Source organism: Paracoccus shanxieyensis (genome assembly GCF_009711265.1).
Lineage (GTDB): Bacteria > Pseudomonadota > Alphaproteobacteria > Rhodobacterales > Rhodobacteraceae > Paracoccus > Paracoccus shanxieyensis.
This window is the reverse complement of record NZ_WMII01000041.1, coordinates 1-14895: the sequence shown is the minus strand read 5'-3', so window position 1 is coordinate 14895 and position 14895 is coordinate 1. Positions and strand designations below refer to the sequence as shown.

Annotated in this window: 15 protein-coding genes and 1 tRNA gene; 5 read left to right on the top strand and 11 right to left on the bottom strand. The window is 64.7% G+C overall.

Features of this window, described 5'->3' with window-relative positions:
- Nucleotides 1-174 precede the first annotated feature (174 nt).
- From GL284_RS20400 to clpB, 4 genes are all read right to left on the bottom strand, one after another.
- The gene (locus GL284_RS20400; protein ID WP_155046266.1) at nt 175-801 is read right to left on the bottom strand and encodes a protein-methionine-sulfoxide reductase heme-binding subunit MsrQ; all 627 of its coding nucleotides are present in this window, start codon (nt 799-801) and stop codon (nt 175-177) included.
- On the bottom strand, nt 801-1697 hold the full coding sequence (msrP, locus tag GL284_RS20395) for a protein-methionine-sulfoxide reductase catalytic subunit MsrP (protein ID WP_155046265.1): 897 nt from the start codon (nt 1695-1697) through the stop codon (nt 801-803). Before msrP ends, GL284_RS20400 begins: the two co-directional genes overlap by 1 nt.
- Nucleotides 1698-1764: 67 nt before the next feature.
- Nucleotides 1765-3399: an alpha-D-glucose phosphate-specific phosphoglucomutase gene (locus tag GL284_RS20390; RefSeq protein WP_155046264.1), complete on the bottom strand. Its 1635-nt coding sequence runs from the start codon at nt 3397-3399 to the stop codon at nt 1765-1767.
- 132 nt (nt 3400-3531) lie between these two features.
- Complete coding sequence (gene clpB, locus GL284_RS20385) at nt 3532-6159, bottom strand: ATP-dependent chaperone ClpB (RefSeq protein WP_155046263.1); 2628 nt, start codon at nt 6157-6159, stop codon at nt 3532-3534.
- 156 nt (nt 6160-6315) lie between these two features.
- Here clpB and pyrF point away from each other — a divergent pair, with 156 nt between their 5' ends.
- Together pyrF and GL284_RS20375 are read left to right on the top strand one after the other, a co-directional pair.
- On the top strand, nt 6316-7008 hold the full coding sequence (pyrF, locus tag GL284_RS20380) for an orotidine-5'-phosphate decarboxylase (RefSeq protein ID WP_155046262.1): 693 nt from the start codon (nt 6316-6318) through the stop codon (nt 7006-7008).
- A 52-nt stretch (nt 7009-7060) separates the two neighbouring features.
- Nucleotides 7061-7843, top strand: coding sequence for a DUF998 domain-containing protein (locus GL284_RS20375; protein ID WP_155046261.1), 783 nt, complete (start codon nt 7061-7063; stop codon nt 7841-7843).
- A gap of 22 nt (nt 7844-7865) precedes the next feature.
- Here GL284_RS20375 and GL284_RS20370 read toward each other — a convergent pair whose 3' ends face one another.
- From GL284_RS20370 to GL284_RS20355, 4 genes are read right to left on the bottom strand one after another with little or no spacing between them, the layout of a single operon-like run.
- Nucleotides 7866-8270, bottom strand: a complete 405-nt coding sequence (locus GL284_RS20370; RefSeq protein ID WP_341870522.1) for an NUDIX hydrolase — start codon at nt 8268-8270, stop codon at nt 7866-7868.
- Nucleotides 8267-8536, bottom strand: a complete 270-nt coding sequence (locus GL284_RS20365) for an NfeD family protein (protein ID WP_155046259.1) — start codon at nt 8534-8536, stop codon at nt 8267-8269. The genes GL284_RS20370 and GL284_RS20365 overlap by 4 nt, the downstream gene beginning before the upstream one ends.
- Nucleotides 8533-9423 (bottom strand): SPFH domain-containing protein, encoded by an 891-nt coding sequence (locus GL284_RS20360; protein WP_155046258.1) that lies wholly within the window; start codon nt 9421-9423, stop codon nt 8533-8535. The genes GL284_RS20365 and GL284_RS20360 overlap by 4 nt, the downstream gene beginning before the upstream one ends.
- A gap of 9 nt (nt 9424-9432) precedes the next feature.
- Nucleotides 9433-10296: an N-formylglutamate amidohydrolase gene (locus GL284_RS20355; protein ID WP_155046257.1), complete on the bottom strand. Its 864-nt coding sequence runs from the start codon at nt 10294-10296 to the stop codon at nt 9433-9435.
- A 195-nt stretch (nt 10297-10491) separates the two neighbouring features.
- Between GL284_RS20355 and GL284_RS20350 the strand changes: the two genes are divergently transcribed.
- Nucleotides 10492-10566: transfer RNA gene (locus GL284_RS20350), tRNA-Val, on the top strand.
- A gap of 85 nt (nt 10567-10651) precedes the next feature.
- Nucleotides 10652-10777 (top strand): type B 50S ribosomal protein L36, encoded by a 126-nt coding sequence (gene ykgO / locus GL284_RS20345; RefSeq protein ID WP_024842876.1) that lies wholly within the window; start codon nt 10652-10654, stop codon nt 10775-10777.
- A 94-nt stretch (nt 10778-10871) separates the two neighbouring features.
- Here ykgO and GL284_RS20340 read toward each other — a convergent pair whose 3' ends face one another.
- Nucleotides 10872-11315 (bottom strand): DMT family transporter, encoded by a 444-nt coding sequence (locus GL284_RS20340; protein WP_155046256.1) that lies wholly within the window; start codon nt 11313-11315, stop codon nt 10872-10874.
- Between the two features lie 12 nt (nt 11316-11327).
- On the bottom strand, nt 11328-13103 hold the full coding sequence (locus GL284_RS20335; protein ID WP_155046255.1) for a peptidoglycan-binding domain-containing protein: 1776 nt from the start codon (nt 13101-13103) through the stop codon (nt 11328-11330).
- A 267-nt stretch (nt 13104-13370) separates the two neighbouring features.
- On the opposite strand from GL284_RS20335, the gene aroQ reads away from it, so the two are divergent.
- On the top strand, nt 13371-13811 hold the full coding sequence (gene aroQ, locus GL284_RS20330) for a type II 3-dehydroquinate dehydratase (protein ID WP_155046254.1): 441 nt from the start codon (nt 13371-13373) through the stop codon (nt 13809-13811).
- A 273-nt stretch (nt 13812-14084) separates the two neighbouring features.
- Here the strand turns inward: aroQ and GL284_RS20325 are convergent, their stop codons facing one another.
- Complete coding sequence (locus GL284_RS20325) at nt 14085-14693, bottom strand: HAD family hydrolase (protein ID WP_155046253.1); 609 nt, start codon at nt 14691-14693, stop codon at nt 14085-14087.
- Nucleotides 14694-14895: the final 202 nt, after the last annotated feature.

Genomic DNA, 14895 nt, shown 5'->3' with positions numbered 1-14895 from the left:
CGTCCCGTTTCAGCGTCTCGCCGTCTCGGTGAGCGGGTATTTACGGATCACACCCCCGACCCGCAACCCCAAAACGACAGAAAAATAACATAAAAACGCAAGCGACTGAAAATAAACAAATAAAATGGCAAAGCCCAACACGCTAAACCACCGCCGCGCAGCGACGACCCCCCCCTACCCCCGACCCGATCCACGCCCTAATCCACCCAAAATCCCAAAAACCCCACGAAAACGAAGGAAAAGTAGAACAAGAATCGCGGACAAGATCAGGACGGGCTTCAGCTCAAGCACCTTCAGCGCCCATAGCCAGTGAACAGCCGCCAGGATCGCCGCCGGATAGATCAGGCGGTGCAGCCGACGCCAGTTCGCCCCCATGCCGCGGATCGAATAGCGGTTCGATGTGACAGCCAGGGCCAGCAGCATCAGCGTCGCGATCATGCCAAAGATCAGATAGGGCCGTTTCACCACGTCCCGCAGCATCTGGGGCCACAGCAGCGCCATATCAAAGACGGCCCAAGCCAGCAGATGGCAGCAGACATAGGCAAAGCAGATCAGCCCAAGCGCCTGCCGGAACCGCATCAGGTTCAGCCGTGTCAGCCGAAGCAGCGGTGTGACGCAGAGCGTGGCGATCAGGAAATACAGCGCCGTCCGGCCCAGCCGGTGTTCGATGTCGCGCACCGGGTCGATGCCCAGCCCGCCATTCACCGTGTCCCAGATCAGCAGCAGCAGCGGAATCGACGACAGCAGCCAGACCAGCCAGACAGGGACCCGCCGCAGCCATTGGTTCGCCTTCTGGATCATCAATAGAACTTCTTCAGATCCATGCCGGCGTAAAGATTGGCGACCTGATCGCCATATCCGTTGAACATCAGCGTTTCCTGCCGCCCGCCGAACAGGCCCGCGCCGATCCGCCGCTCGGTCGCCTGCGACCAGCGCGGATGATCGACCTGCGGGTTCACATTGGCATAGAAGCCGTATTCGTTGGCCTGCAGCATCTGCCAGCTCGTCGGCGGCTGTTTGTCGGTCAGCGTGATCGAGATGATCGACTTGATCGACTTGAAGCCATATTTCCACGGCACCACCAACCGGATCGGCGCGCCGTTCTGATTGGGCAGCACCTTGCCGTAAAGCCCGGTCGCCAGCATGGCCAGCGGATGCATCGCCTCATCCAGCCGCAGCCCTTCGCGATAGGGCCAGTCGATGCTGCGATAGCGCTGTCCCGGCATCTGTTCGGGATCCAACAGGGTCTGGAAGGCGACATATTTCGCACCCGACTGAACGCCAGCCTTGTTCAGCACGCTGGAAAGCGACACGCCCAGCCACGGAATGACCATCGACCACGCCTCGACGCAGCGCAGGCGATAGATGCGTTCCTCCAGCGCGGCATCCGGCACCAGATCCTCGACCCCATAGCTGCCGGGGCGGTCCACCATGCCGTCGATCCTGATCGACCAGGGCGAGGTCTTGAGGCTGCCGGAATACTGCGCCGGATCGGTCTTGCCGGTGCCGAATTCGTAGAAATTGTTATAGTTGGTGACTTCTTCAAAGCTGTTCGGCTTTTCATCCGTGGACAGCGCCGAAGGTGCGCCGGTCAGCCCGAATGCGGGGGCGGCGATGGTCGCGGCCCCGGCCGCCAGAAAGACGCGGCGGCTGAGATATTGCGATTCAGGGGTGACTTCAGACCATTTCAGCTTCATCGGCGGCCTCCTTCGCTGGTCAATCATGCCAGCTTCGGGGCGATCCGCCGATGAAATTCTTCGTGACTCAGGTCGTGACATCCGGCCGGTCGCGGCCGGTGAATTCGCGGATCAGCGCGATGTCTTCGGCAGCGGCGATGACCGGGGCCAGCGCCTCCTCGACCGGCAGGTCGTGGCGGCTGGGATCGAGTTCATAGCGTTCCAGATAGACCCGCAGGGTCGCGCCTTCGGTTCCCGTCCCCGACAGGCGCATCACCACGCGCGAGCCGCCCTTGAACCCGATGCGGATGCCCTGCCGCGCCGATTGCGAGCCATCGACCGGATCGTGATAGGCGAAATCATCGGCGCTTTCGACGGTCAGCCCCTGAAAGCTTTGGCCCGGCAGATCGCCCGAGATGTCGCGCAGGCGCTGGACCAGCGCATTCGCCCGCTCGGTCGGGATCGCCTCATAATCGTGACGCGAATAATAGTTGCGGCCATATTCGGCCCAATGCGCGGACAGGATCTGCTGCACGGGCTCGATCCGCCGGGCCAGAATGTTCAGCCACAGCAGCACCGCCCACAGCCCGTCCTTTTCGCGGACGTGATCCGAGCCGGTGCCGGCGCTTTCCTCGCCGCAGATCGTCACACGACCGGCATCCAGAAGGTTACCGAAGAATTTCCAGCCGGTCGGGGTCTCATGCGCCTCGATCCCCAGCTTTTCGGCCACGCGGTCGGCGGCGCGGCTGGTCGGCATCGACCGGGCGATGCCCGCCAGACCCTTGGCATAGGCGGGCGCCAGATGCGCATTCGCCGCCAGAACGGCAAGGCTGTCCGAAGGCGTCACATAGATGCCGCGCCCGACGATCATGTTGCGGTCACCATCCCCGTCCGAGGCCGCGCCGAAATCCGGCGCATCTTCGGCGAACATCGCATCCATCAGATCCTTGGCCCAGACCGGGTTGGGATCGGGATGGCCGCCGCCGAAATCCGGCGAAGGCGTGCCATTGACCACCGTGCCCGCAGGCGCGCCAAGCATGCCTTCAAGAATGGCGGTCGCATAGGGGCCGGTCACGGCATGCATCGCGTCAAAGCGCATCCGGAAACCGCCCGCGAACAGATTGCGGATCGCGTCGAAATCGAAGAGCTCGGCCATCAGCTTGGCGTAATCGGCCACGGGGTCGATCACCTCGACCACCATGCCTGCCAAGCTCACTTCGCCCAAGGCCGACAGGTCCACATCCTCGGTCTCGAGAATCTTGTACTCGGTCAATTCCTGCGTGCGGGCGAAAATGCGGTCGGTCACGGATTCCGGCGCCGGGCCGCCATTCTCTCCGTTGTATTTCATGCCGAAATCTTCGTCGATGCCGCCGGGATTGTGGCTGGCCGACAGGATCACGCCGCCATTGGCCCCGCGCTTGCGGATCAGGTTCGATGCGGCGGGGGTCGACAGGATGCCACCCTGACCCACGATCACGCGCAGGGCGTCCTGTGCTGCGGCCATGCGCAGGATCACCTGCACGGCGCGGTCGTTGAAGAACCGCCCGTCGCCACCCAGCACCAGAACCTTGCCCGCGACCCCGCCGATCGCGTCAAAGACCGATTGCGTGAAGTTTTCCAGATAATGCGGCGTCATGAAGACCTTGGTCTTTTTCCGCAGTCCCGAGGTGCCGGGCTTCTGCCCTTCGATGGGCTGAGTGGGGACGGTCAGGATGCGGGTCATTCTTTGCCTCTGCTTGTGCAATCGTTTCAACGATCTTGCATGATTCGTCCCGGCTTACCATGCCGCGCGTGACCATCGGGTAAAGACCCGCCGAAACGGAAAGGGCGGCCCCGCGAGGGACCGCCCATCCATTCAGTGCAGCGGCGCCCGAGGCCCGCTTTCGCCCGCCTCGCCCAGATGCGCGCCAGTGATGCGGTTGCCGACGATCAGCCCGTCCGCCCCCGCGCCGACATGCACGGTCTGTCCGTCCAGCACCTCTCCGGCCAGAAGCATCTCGGCCAGCGGGTTCTGCAGGCTGCGCTGGATCACGCGTTTCAACGGACGCGCGCCAAAGACCGGATCATAGCCTTCGTCAGCCAGCCATTTCATCGCGTCCTCATCCAGATCCAGCGCGATCTTGCGCTGCGCCAGACGATGCTCCAGCTGCATCAGCTGGATCTTGACGATGCCGTCCATATTGTCGCGCGTCAGGCGGTGGAAGATGATGATCTCATCCAGACGGTTCAGGAATTCGGGGCGGAAATGCGCCCGCACCGCATCCATCACCTGCCCGCGGGCCTGTGCGCTGTCCGCACCGTCCGGCAGCGCCGACAGCGCCTGCGCCCCAAGGTTCGAGGTCAGGATGATCAGCGTCTGCTTGAAATCCACCGTCCGGCCCTGCCCGTCGGTCAACTGACCGTCGTCCAGCACCTGCAACAGCACGTTGAACACGTCCGGATGCGCCTTTTCGACCTCATCGAACAGGATCACCTGATAGGGCCTGCGCCGCACGGCCTCGGTCAGCGCGCCGCCTTCGTCATAGCCGACATAACCCGGAGGCGCGCCGATCAGGCGGGCGACCGAATGCTTTTCCATGTATTCGGACATGTCGATGCGGACCATCGCGCTGTCATCGTCGAACATGTATTCGGCGATGGCCTTGGTCAGTTCAGTCTTGCCGACCCCGGTGGGGCCAAGGAACAGGAAGCTGCCCAGCGGCCGTTTCGGATCGTTCAGCCCGGCCCGCGCCCGGCGCACGGCATTGGACACCGCCGTCACCGCCTCGGACTGGCCGATGACGCGCTGGCCCAGCACCTCTTCCATCTTCAACAGCTTCTCGCGTTCGCCCTCCAGCATCCGGGCAGTGGGAATGCCGGTCCAGCGTTCCACCACCTCGGCGATCTGTTCCGGGCGCACGGCTTCCTCGACCATGGGGCCTTCGTCCGGGCCTTCGGCATCGGCCAGCTTCTTTTCCAGCCCCGGAATGATACCATAGGACAGCTCACCGGCGCGGGCGAGGTTGCCTTCACGCTTGGCCTGATCCAGTTCGGCGCGGGCCTTGTCCAACTGCTCTTTCAGGTGACGCGAGCCTTCCAGCTTGTCGCGTTCGGCCTGCCAGCGCGCCGTCATGGTGGACGAGCGTTCCTGCAATTCCGAAAGCTGCTTTTCCAGCCGCTCCAGCCGGTCCTGACTGGCGGCGTCGTCTTCCTTCTTCAGCGCCTCGGCCTCGATCTGCATTTGCAGGATCTGGCGGTCCAGCGCGTCCAGTTCTTCGGGCTTGCTGTCCACTTCCATGCGCAGCCGCGAGGCGGCCTCATCCACAAGGTCGATGGCCTTGTCGGGCAGGAAGCGATCGGTGATATAGCGGGACGACAATTGCGCAGCCGCCACCAGCGCGGCATCGCTGATGCGGACGCCGTGATGCAGTTCGTATTTCTCCTTGATGCCGCGCAGGATGCTGATCGTATCCTCGACCGTGGGTTCCTGCACCAGCACGGGCTGGAAACGCCGGGCCAGAGCGGCGTCCTTTTCGATATACTTGCGGTATTCGTCCAGCGTGGTGGCGCCGACGCAATGCAGCTCGCCCCGCGCCAGCGCAGGCTTGATCAGGTTCGCGGCATCCATGGCGCCATCGGTCTTGCCCGCGCCGACCAGCACATGCAGTTCGTCGATGAACAGGATGACTTCGCCCGCGGCGTTTTCGATCTCCTTCAGGATGGCTTTCAGCCGCTCCTCGAACTCACCGCGATATTTCGCCCCGGCGATCAAGGCACCCATGTCCAGTGCCCAAAGCTGCTTGTTGCGCAGGCTTTCGGGCACGTCGCCGTCGATGATGCGCAGCGCCAGACCCTCGGCGATGGCGGTTTTACCGACGCCGGGTTCCCCGATCAGCACCGGGTTGTTCTTGGTGCGGCGCGACAGAACCTGCATGGCGCGGCGGATTTCCTCATCCCGGCCGATGATCGGGTCGATCTTGCCGTCAGCCGCCGCCTCGGTCAGGTTACGGGCGTATTTCGACAGGGCCTCATAGCTGTCCTCGGCGCTGGCGGTATCCGCCGTGCGGCCCTTGCGGACATCGTTGATGGCAGCATTCAGCGCCTGCGCATTGACCTTGCCCGCCGCCAAGGCATCGCGGGCATTCGTGTTGACGACCGCCAGAGCGGTCAGCACACGCTCGGCAGGCACGAAACTGTCGCCCGCCTTCTTGGCCAGTTTCTCGGCCTCGTCCAGCACGCGGACCATGCTGGGGTCGACATAGACCTGCCCCTGCCCGCCGCTGACCTTGGGTTGCTTGGCCACCGCCTCATCCGTGGCGCGGCGCACGGCCTGCGCATCGCCCCCGGCGCGCGCGATCAGATTGCTGGCAAAGCCCTGATCGTCATCCATCAGCGCCTTCAGCAGATGTTCAGGCATCACGCGCTGGTTTTCTTCGCGGATCGCGATGGTCTGGGCAGCTTGCAGAAAGCCGCGCGACCGTTCGGTAAACTTTTCCATATCCATGCAGAAATTCCTTTCCTCAGCCCCCGCTGTGGACCGCCCGCAATGGCACGGCCCGGTTCGGGTCCTGCCTGTCAGATGGGCAGGAACAAACGGGGTTTCAAGACGGCGGGTTCCCCCCTATAACCGCGCCGTTTGTCGCAGGCTGAGGTATGGAAAATGGATGACCGTCTGATCGTGGCGCTGGATGTGCCGAATGCCTTGGCCGGGCTGGAGCTGGCCGAAAAGATCGGCGATGCCGCCAGCTTCTACAAGATCGGGCTGGGCATGCTGACCGGCGGCGGGCTGGCCTTGGCCAATGAGCTGAAACAGGAACACGGCAAGCGCATCTTTCTGGACATGAAGTTCTTCGACATCGGCGCGACCGTCGAGGCCGCCGTCAAAGGCATCGCGCAATATGATCTGGATTTCCTGACGGTGCATGGCGACCCGCATGTCGTGCGCGCCGCCAAGCAGGGCGCGGCGGGATCGAACCTTAAGATCCTTGCGGTCACGGTGCTGACCTCGCTGGACCGGGCCGATCTGGATGCCGGTCTGATGCGTCAGGGCGACGTGGCCGAGATCGTGCAACTGCGCGCCGCCCGCGCCTTCGAGGCCGGGGCCGATGGCGTCATCGCCTCGCCCCGCGAAGCCGCGCTGATCCGCGCGCTGCCGGAATCGCAGGGGCGTCTGATCGTGACGCCGGGCGTGCGGCCGGCGGGCAGCGATGCGGGCGATCAGAAACGCATCGAGACCCCGGCAACCGCGATTGCCAATGGCGCGGATCATATCGTCGTGGGCCGCCCGATCTGGCAGGCCCAGGATCCCCGCGCCGCAGCGCAGGCAATCACCGCCGAATTGCGCAGGCATTGACCCTTAGCCGCGCATGACCCACGCTTCGCCGGAACGCGGCAGGGGGTGGGACATGCTCAGCAAGGCTCAGGGCGAACGGCAAAAGGCAGGCAACCAGCTTGTGCTGTCCTTTCTGGCGGTGCGCCGCGCCATCGGGGCGCTGGGATATTTCCTGCCGGTGGTGCTGGCGCTTTACGGCGTCGCCTCGGGCGGGATCCTGACCAGCCTGTCGGCCTATTACTATTCCCCCATGCGCGAGATCTTTGTCGGCTGCCTGATCGCGCAGGCGGTGTTCTTGTGGAGCTATGAAGGCTATCGCGACACCGGCACATGGCTGACAGACCGGCTGGTGGCGCGGGTCGCATCGGTTGCGGTGGCCTTGGTGGCGCTGGTGCCGACCGGCTTTCCCGTGACACCTAATACCGGCCTGCCGGTCGCGGGCCTGTCGATCACCAGCCCGCCGATGCCCAGACCGCCAAGCTGCACCTTTCTGCAATGCGTCCTTGGCAATTCCGCAAGCGCTCTGGTTCACCTGATCGCGGCGGGCGTGTTTTTCGCTGCGCTGGCGGTCTATTGCCTTGTGCTGTTCGTGCGCGGTTCCGAGGACAGCGCGGAAAAGCAGGCCTCGAACCGGATCTATCGGATCTGCGGCTGGACCATCATCGCCAGCATCGGCCTGATCGGCCTGCTGTTCGTCACCGGGCTGGATCAGCGCCTTGCCGCGCTGCGGCCGGTCTTCTGGCTGGAGTTCGTCGCCTGCTTTGCCTTCGCGACAAGCTGGACGGTCAAGGGCGACGCGCTGCGCCCGATGGTGCAGATGATGGCGCGGCCGCGCGGCCTGACCCGCAAGCCCTAGACCAGTATCAACGGACCCGGCATCAGGGGGCCAGCATCAAGGGCACGCGCTGGCGGAAATGCGGGACGGTCAAGGGATGGGCCAGAAATTCGGCAATCGGCATCATGCGCCATTCCTGCCCTTCGTCGCCAAAGCGGATGGCTTCGATCTCGGTCCCGGTAATGGTGGCGTGAAACAGCCACGCCGCGCCCCCCGGCGGCAGGACCGAGGGAAACGCCCGTCCGCGCAGCCGCGTCGGTGCAAGCGTCAGGCCGAATTCTTCGTGCAACTCCCGCAGCGCGCATTGCATGGCGGTCTCGCCCGGCTCGGCCCCGCCGCCGGGCAGATCCCAATGTCCCGGCCACGGAATCCAGTCGAAATCGTCGCGCAAACAGGTCAGCAGCCGCCCGTCGCAGGTCAGGACCAGCTTTGCCCCGATCAGCGTCACTTGTGATCGTTGATGTCGCGCGTCCAGACCCGCACATCGCCCCGGCTGCTGCCAAAGATGCGGCGCAGGGCCAGCCAGCATAGCCCTGACAAGGCCGCGATCGCCACCAGCGTCAGCGGCAGGCCCGCAGTCCACAGGCCCGACAGAATGGCAATACCCATCAGCCCCATGGCGATGGCCGTGCCCAAAAGGATCCAGCCGGGCAGCAGGATCTCCAGCGCGCCCAGCACAAGGGCGGCGACGATCCACAGCCAGCCGCCGCTCATGGCTTGGGTCCGCGCAGCATCTTGAAGGCATCCCCCATCGCCTCGACGGCCGAGGCGGGCAGGATCACCGTCTGCTTGCCCTGCCCCTTGCCGACCTCGGCCAGAACCTCGACCTGCTTCATGGCGACGTTGTATTGCGCCGCCTCAAGACCGCCGTCGCGAATGGCGACGGCGATGGCATTGGTGGCATAAGCCTCGGCATCGGCCAGCACGCGCTTGGCTTTGGCCTGCTGTTCGGCGGCGTAAAGTTCACCATCGGCGGCCAGTTCGACGGCGCGGCGCTTGCCCTCGGCCTCGGTCACCTGAGCGCGGCGGGCGCGTTCGGCGTTCAGCTGCTGCAACATGGCCGCGCGGGTGGCATCGTCCAGATTCACGTCCAGAATCTCGGCCCGCGTCACCTCGATGCCCCAGTCGTCCACGACATTGGCCAGCGATTCGCGGATGCGTTCGATCAGGCTGGCGCGGTTCGACTGCACCTGATCCAGCTCCATCGTGCCGATTTCCGACCGCACGATGCCCGCGACGGTCGTGGCGATGGCGGCGTCGATGTCGCGGATGCGATAGACGGTCTTTTCCGGCTCGATGATGCGATAGAAAACGCTGGTTTCAACCTGCACCAGCACGTTGTCGGCGGTGATGGCATCCTGCCGGTTCGTCGGAAGCTGGCGTTCCAGAACCGAGATCTTGTGCGCCACGCGGTCCAGAAACGGCACGGTGAAATTGATCCCCGGCCCCAGAACCGAGCGCAGGCGGCCAAAGCGTTCGACGACGAATTTCTCGGATTGCGGGACGATCCGCACGGCAGAACTGACGGCAAGGAAAATGACGATGGCCAGAACGATCAGGGCGATGTTCTGGGTGAAAAGATCTGCAAGCTCGGGCGGCATGGGCGTTCCTTATTCGGCGGCGATGGCCGGGTCGCAGGCATCGGGACGCAGACGCGCCAGACGCGCGACGATGCCGGTGAAGCGTTCGGCGAAGGCATCGAAATCGGCGCGCGGCTCGATCCGGCGTTCATCCATGTAAAGCGAGCGGTCCATCTCAAGCTGCACGACATGGACATTGCTGCGCGGCTTGCCATAGGCGGCGGTGATATAGGCCCCGGCAAAGGGCGAATTGCGCCGCAGCCGGAAGCCCTCGGCGGTGACCGCATCGGCCACGCCCGCGCTGATCCGGGGCGAGGCCGAAATGCCGTTGCGGTCGCCCAGCACGAAATCCGGGCGCGGACGCGGCAGATGCGCCAGCGCATCGCGCGGCATCGAATGCATGTCGATCAGGATCGCGCCGCCGAAGCTGGCCACCGCCTGATCGATCAGCTGGGACAGCGCCTGATGATAGGGATGCCACAGCCGGGCGATTCGCTGATCGGCCTCTTCGCGGGCGATGGGGCGGTCGTGAATGGCGCGGCCCTGCGACACGACACGCGGAATCACCCCCAGCCCGGCCATGATTCGCGGGCTCATGACGCGCGGCATCGCACCTGACACGACCAGCGGGTCCATCTCGTCCGGGGCGCGGTTCAGGTCCACCACGCTGCGGGGCACGCGCGATGTCAGCGTGACCGCGCCATGATCCAGCGCGGGCGTGATCAGCCGGTCGACGAAAGCATCCTCGGATGAGCGCAGATTCTGCATGTCCAGCCGGGTTTCGGCCAGAAACCAGTCGGGATAGCACCGACCCGAATGCGGCGACGCGATGATGACGCCCCCCAGCCATTCGGCGGGCCTCAACAGGTCAAATGTGGCGTCATCCAAACTCATAACCGGATTTCCCTGGGCGTGCGCGCGCGGCTGGCTGGGCGAAATCTGCCGGGCATGATCTGCATCGGTTATATCTAAACTTCACTTGACGCCAAGTGTCCATCAAAGAGGGCTTGAAACCCCTCGCGACGCTCTATATAGAACCGCGGACCAAGGAGAGGTGGGCGTGAAAGCGCGCAGCGATCCTGTTCAAGTGGGCGGTTAGCTCAGCGGTAGAGCACTACGTTGACATCGTAGTGGCCACTGGTTCGATCCCAGTACCGCCCACCATCTATTCGCCGCCCCCGGGCTTTTGACCGGGGGTATTTCAATTCCAAGGCGCGACCTAGCGATGCGCCGCGATAGGAGAAGACCGATGAAGGTTCGCAATTCGCTCCGCTCGCTCAAGAGCCGTCACCGCGATTGCCAGGTTGTGCGCCGTAAGGGCCGCATCTACATCATCAACAAGACCAACCCGCGCTTCAAAGCCCGTCAAGGCTGATCCGCGGGCCTTGTTGGCCCAAGAATTGAAGACGCCCGCATGCCTTGCGCTGCGGGCGTTTCCTTTTTGTCCGATACCTTGGCAGCCCGGCGCGTCAAAAGCGCGACAGAATCAGCCCGCCGCCCACCATCAGCGCCGCCAGAATGCGCGGGACCGAGATGTCCCGCACGGGCAGCCCGAATGCGCCGGTCCGGTCCAGCAGGATCGCAGCAAGGATCTGGCCAAGCGCCAGCGCGCACAGCGCCGTCAGCGCGCCCAGACGCGGCAGCGACCAGACGATGGTCCAGACATAGAACGCGCCCAGCACGCCGCCCATCAGCATCCACCATTCCGCGCCCCCGACACGCAGGAAGCCGCGCCCCTGCCCGGTCGCCACCGCAGCCCCCGCCAGAATCACGAAGCCCACGGCAAAGGAAATCGCCGCGGCCACCACCGGGCCGCCGACCTGCCGGGCCAGTGCGGCATTCAGCGGGGCCTGCACGGCAATGCAGATACCGGCCATGACGACGCCAACCGCCGCCAGAATCACATAGGTCATGTCTTTTGCTCCTCAGCGCGAGGGTCGCGGCTGTTCCGACATCAGGATCGACAGCGTCTGTTGCGACACATAGCCCGTCACGCGCAAGTTGCGCGAGGCCTGATATTCGCGCAAGGCTTGCCGGGTCGCGGCGGTAAAGCGGCCATCGACCGGGCCGGGGGTCAGCTGGGCCGCCATCAGGCGTTCCTCGATGTCGCGGCGGGTGGCTTGCGACAGGGCCAGCGCGTCCTCTTCGCGCCGGGCGGCCTCGATCCCGGCCAGCAGCGCATCGCGGCGCTGGCGCGCCTCATCGGCATGGGCGCCCGCCAGAAACCGCTCAAGATAGATGTTATAGGCCGCCGCGCTGTCCTGACGCCGCGCCCACCGCCAGGCCGAGGCGTCGTCGCGGTTCACCGGATCGGTGATCGGCCGCGCGACCGGCGCGGTCAGTTGCCGCTTGGCCTCGGCGGCGTAACGGCCAGATGGATAGCGCTTCAGATAGTCCCGCAGACCCTGCTCATCGCGGCGCGCGCCGGTTTGCAGCCAATATGCCCGGTCGCGTCGGCCATCGTCACCATCCAGCGCGGCGACCTGATCGCGCAGCGCCCGCAACTGGGGCTGGTTCAGATAGCCGCTTGGCATGAAATTGTTCAGCCCCTGCCACGTCCGCAAGGCGGCGCGCGTGTCCGGCCCGAAATCGTCCTCGGCCGCATCGGGTTCATAGCCCAGCCGTGACAGCCCCCGTTCGATCACGGCCCTGTCGCCGCGCGTCAGGTTCAGCGCGATTTCCACCTCGGCCGGCGTGGGCGGTGCCGGAGGTTTTGGCGGCGGCGGCGCGGCCTTGGGCATATTCGCCAGCCGCAATTCCGCCAGCCGTCGCTTGGCCGGGGCGACATAGCGGCCATCCGGGAACTGTTTCAGATAGGCTTCATAGCCGCTCATGCGGTTCTGCGCGGTCACCGTGCTCCATGTCGCCCGATCCGCGATATCCGTCGCGCGCCGTGTCAGCAATTGCTGGCGCCGCGCGGTCGCCGCCTCGGAAAACTGGCCCGAGGGATAGCGCCGCAGATAGGTGGTATAGCTTTCCGGCACGTCCTGCCCCGCCGCCTCGGACCATGCGCTGCGGTCAGAATCGGTCGGCTCGGCGGACGGGGCGGTCACCATGGCCGCAGCCGCAGCCGCCGGACTGGCCGGGGTCAGGGCGGCATCGCTGTCGGGCAGCAATGTCAGGCCGGGATGGGCGGCCACCGCCTCGCCCAGCGGTTTTCCCGCCGCCAGCGCCCGCAGCGCCGCCGCCGTCCCCTCGGGCGGGCCGGTGACGATCGACACGCCCGCCGCAGGTGCCAGCGGGCCGATGCCGTTTTGCAGATCGGGCCGGTGCGCCATGTCCTGATCGTCCGTGCCCAGCAAAAGCACCGCGCCCGGCATGGCGTTGCCCATCACCTGCAAGACCAGCGACAGCGGCGTGCCCTGACTGCCAACATTGCCTTGATCCGGGTCGATGGCCTCGATCCCCATGAACCATGTCTCGGCGCCGTCGTTCAGGAACCGCCCGCTCAGCGACACGATGCGCGCGCCGGGCGTCTGATCCGCGCGGGCCAGCAGATCCAGCGTGCGGCGCAGATCGCCGGAATCCTGATCGACCCCTTCGGCCGTGACAAAACCCGCCGCGCGGATGGCCGCAGCCAGGGCCCCGGTATCCGAGCCCGCCAGATCGGGCGCATCGCGATAATCTGCATTGCCGACCACAACCGCCCGGTTTTCGGCGCTGGCCTGACCCGCACCGGCAAGCGCAACCAGAAGCAGCAAGCAAAATCGCATCAATACCCCACCATCTGCATCGGCCAAGCCGCCAGCCCCTGCCTGCGGCCCCGCGACAGGATGCAGCGGCCCGGCAGAGGCGATTCGGTCGTCTTATTCCGATCCGCTTTACCACATGATTCAGAGCCTTGGCTGCATCCTCCTGGCATTCTGCGCCCGGACCTGTCCATAGGGACAGGCTTCGCCCTTGCGACCCGCGCCGCCCGCACTATCCTGCCGCGAACGGCAGACAGATGCCCTATCTCGGAGGAAGAAATGCCCACGATCTATGTCCTGAACGGTCCGAACCTGAACCTTCTGGGCCAGCGCCAGCCCGAGATCTATGGCAGCACCACCCTGGCCGATGTGGAAAACGCCTGCGTCGCGCTGGGAAAAGAGCTTGGGATCGAGATCCGCTTTTTCCAGTCCAACCATGAAGGCGTGATCGTCGACACGATCCACGAGGCCAGGCAGCAGGCCGATGCCATCGTCATCAATCCCGGCGCGCTGACCCATACCTCGGTCGCGATCCTTGATGCGCTGAACACCTTCGACGCGCCGGTGATCGAGGTGCATATCTCGAACATCCACAAGCGCGAAAGCTTCCGCCATCATTCCTATGTCAGCCTGCGCGCCGAAGGCGTGATCGCCGGGCTGGGCACCAATGGCTATCTTCTGGCGCTGCGTCATCTGGCGCCGCTGGTGGGCGCGCGCTGAGATGGAATGACGCCCGCCGCAGAAGCGGCGGGCGTTCCTAGGTCATCCGGGGCATCTGCCCCTGAAAGGCCTGCCTGAAATGATTCGTTAACCGAAAACCGCTTACCGCTGAAAGGTCTTCGCGCCGGAACCGTGGGCCGTGAAGATCGCGACAGCCTGCCGCCCAGCCATTGGCTTCGACACGAACATCATGCCTGACAGATGTGATGAAAGCGTGATCGAAACATGATCTGGCCGTGAATAATGCAGAAAATTCGCGGCAATCGGGCGATGTCAGCCCGGAAGACCCCGCGCGGCCAACATGCTGCGCAGTTCCTCGGCAGTTGAAAAATGGATGGCGTCGATCCCCAGCGCCCGCGCGCCCTCGACATTTTTCAGGCTGTCGTCGATAAAGATGCAGTCCCTGGCCACCAGCCCATTGCGCCGCAGCAGGGTTTCATAGATCGCCGCCTCTGGCTTCAGAAGCCCCTCCTGCCCTGACACCAGAATATCCCGGAACACCTGCGTCAGCCTTGGATAGGTCTCGACGGCAGCGGGCCATGTATCCGCCGACCAGTTGGTGATCGCGTAAAGCGGGACATCCGCATTGTGCAACTGCTCCAGAATCTCCCAACTGCCCGGCACCGGCTTTTCGATGGTCAGGTGGAACGCCGCCAGATAATCCGCCAGCGGCTGCGCCAGATCGCCATGCTGGGCGATGGCTGCGGCAATGCCGTCGGCAAAGCTGCGACCGCCGTCTTGCAGGCGGTTCCAGCCGTCAAAACCGATCTGCCGCATCCAGTCTTCGGCGGCGTCGCGCGTGTCGAAGACATCGGCAAAGGCCAGCGCGGGATCCCATTCGATCAGCACCATGCCCAGATCAAAGATCACGTTTCGTGCCATGCGCATCCCTTTGCTGCGTTGGAAAGCGGCGGATCGGACGCCCCGCCGTTCCGGCGAGGCGCCCTTGCAGGTCACTGCAAATCTTCAGGCAGCAATTCCTTTGGAAAGCCCTGATAGCTGACGGGTCTCAGGAAGCGGCGGATGGCGAGGGTTCCGACCGAGGTGGCGCCGAAATTGGTCGAGGCCGGGTAGGGTCCGCCAT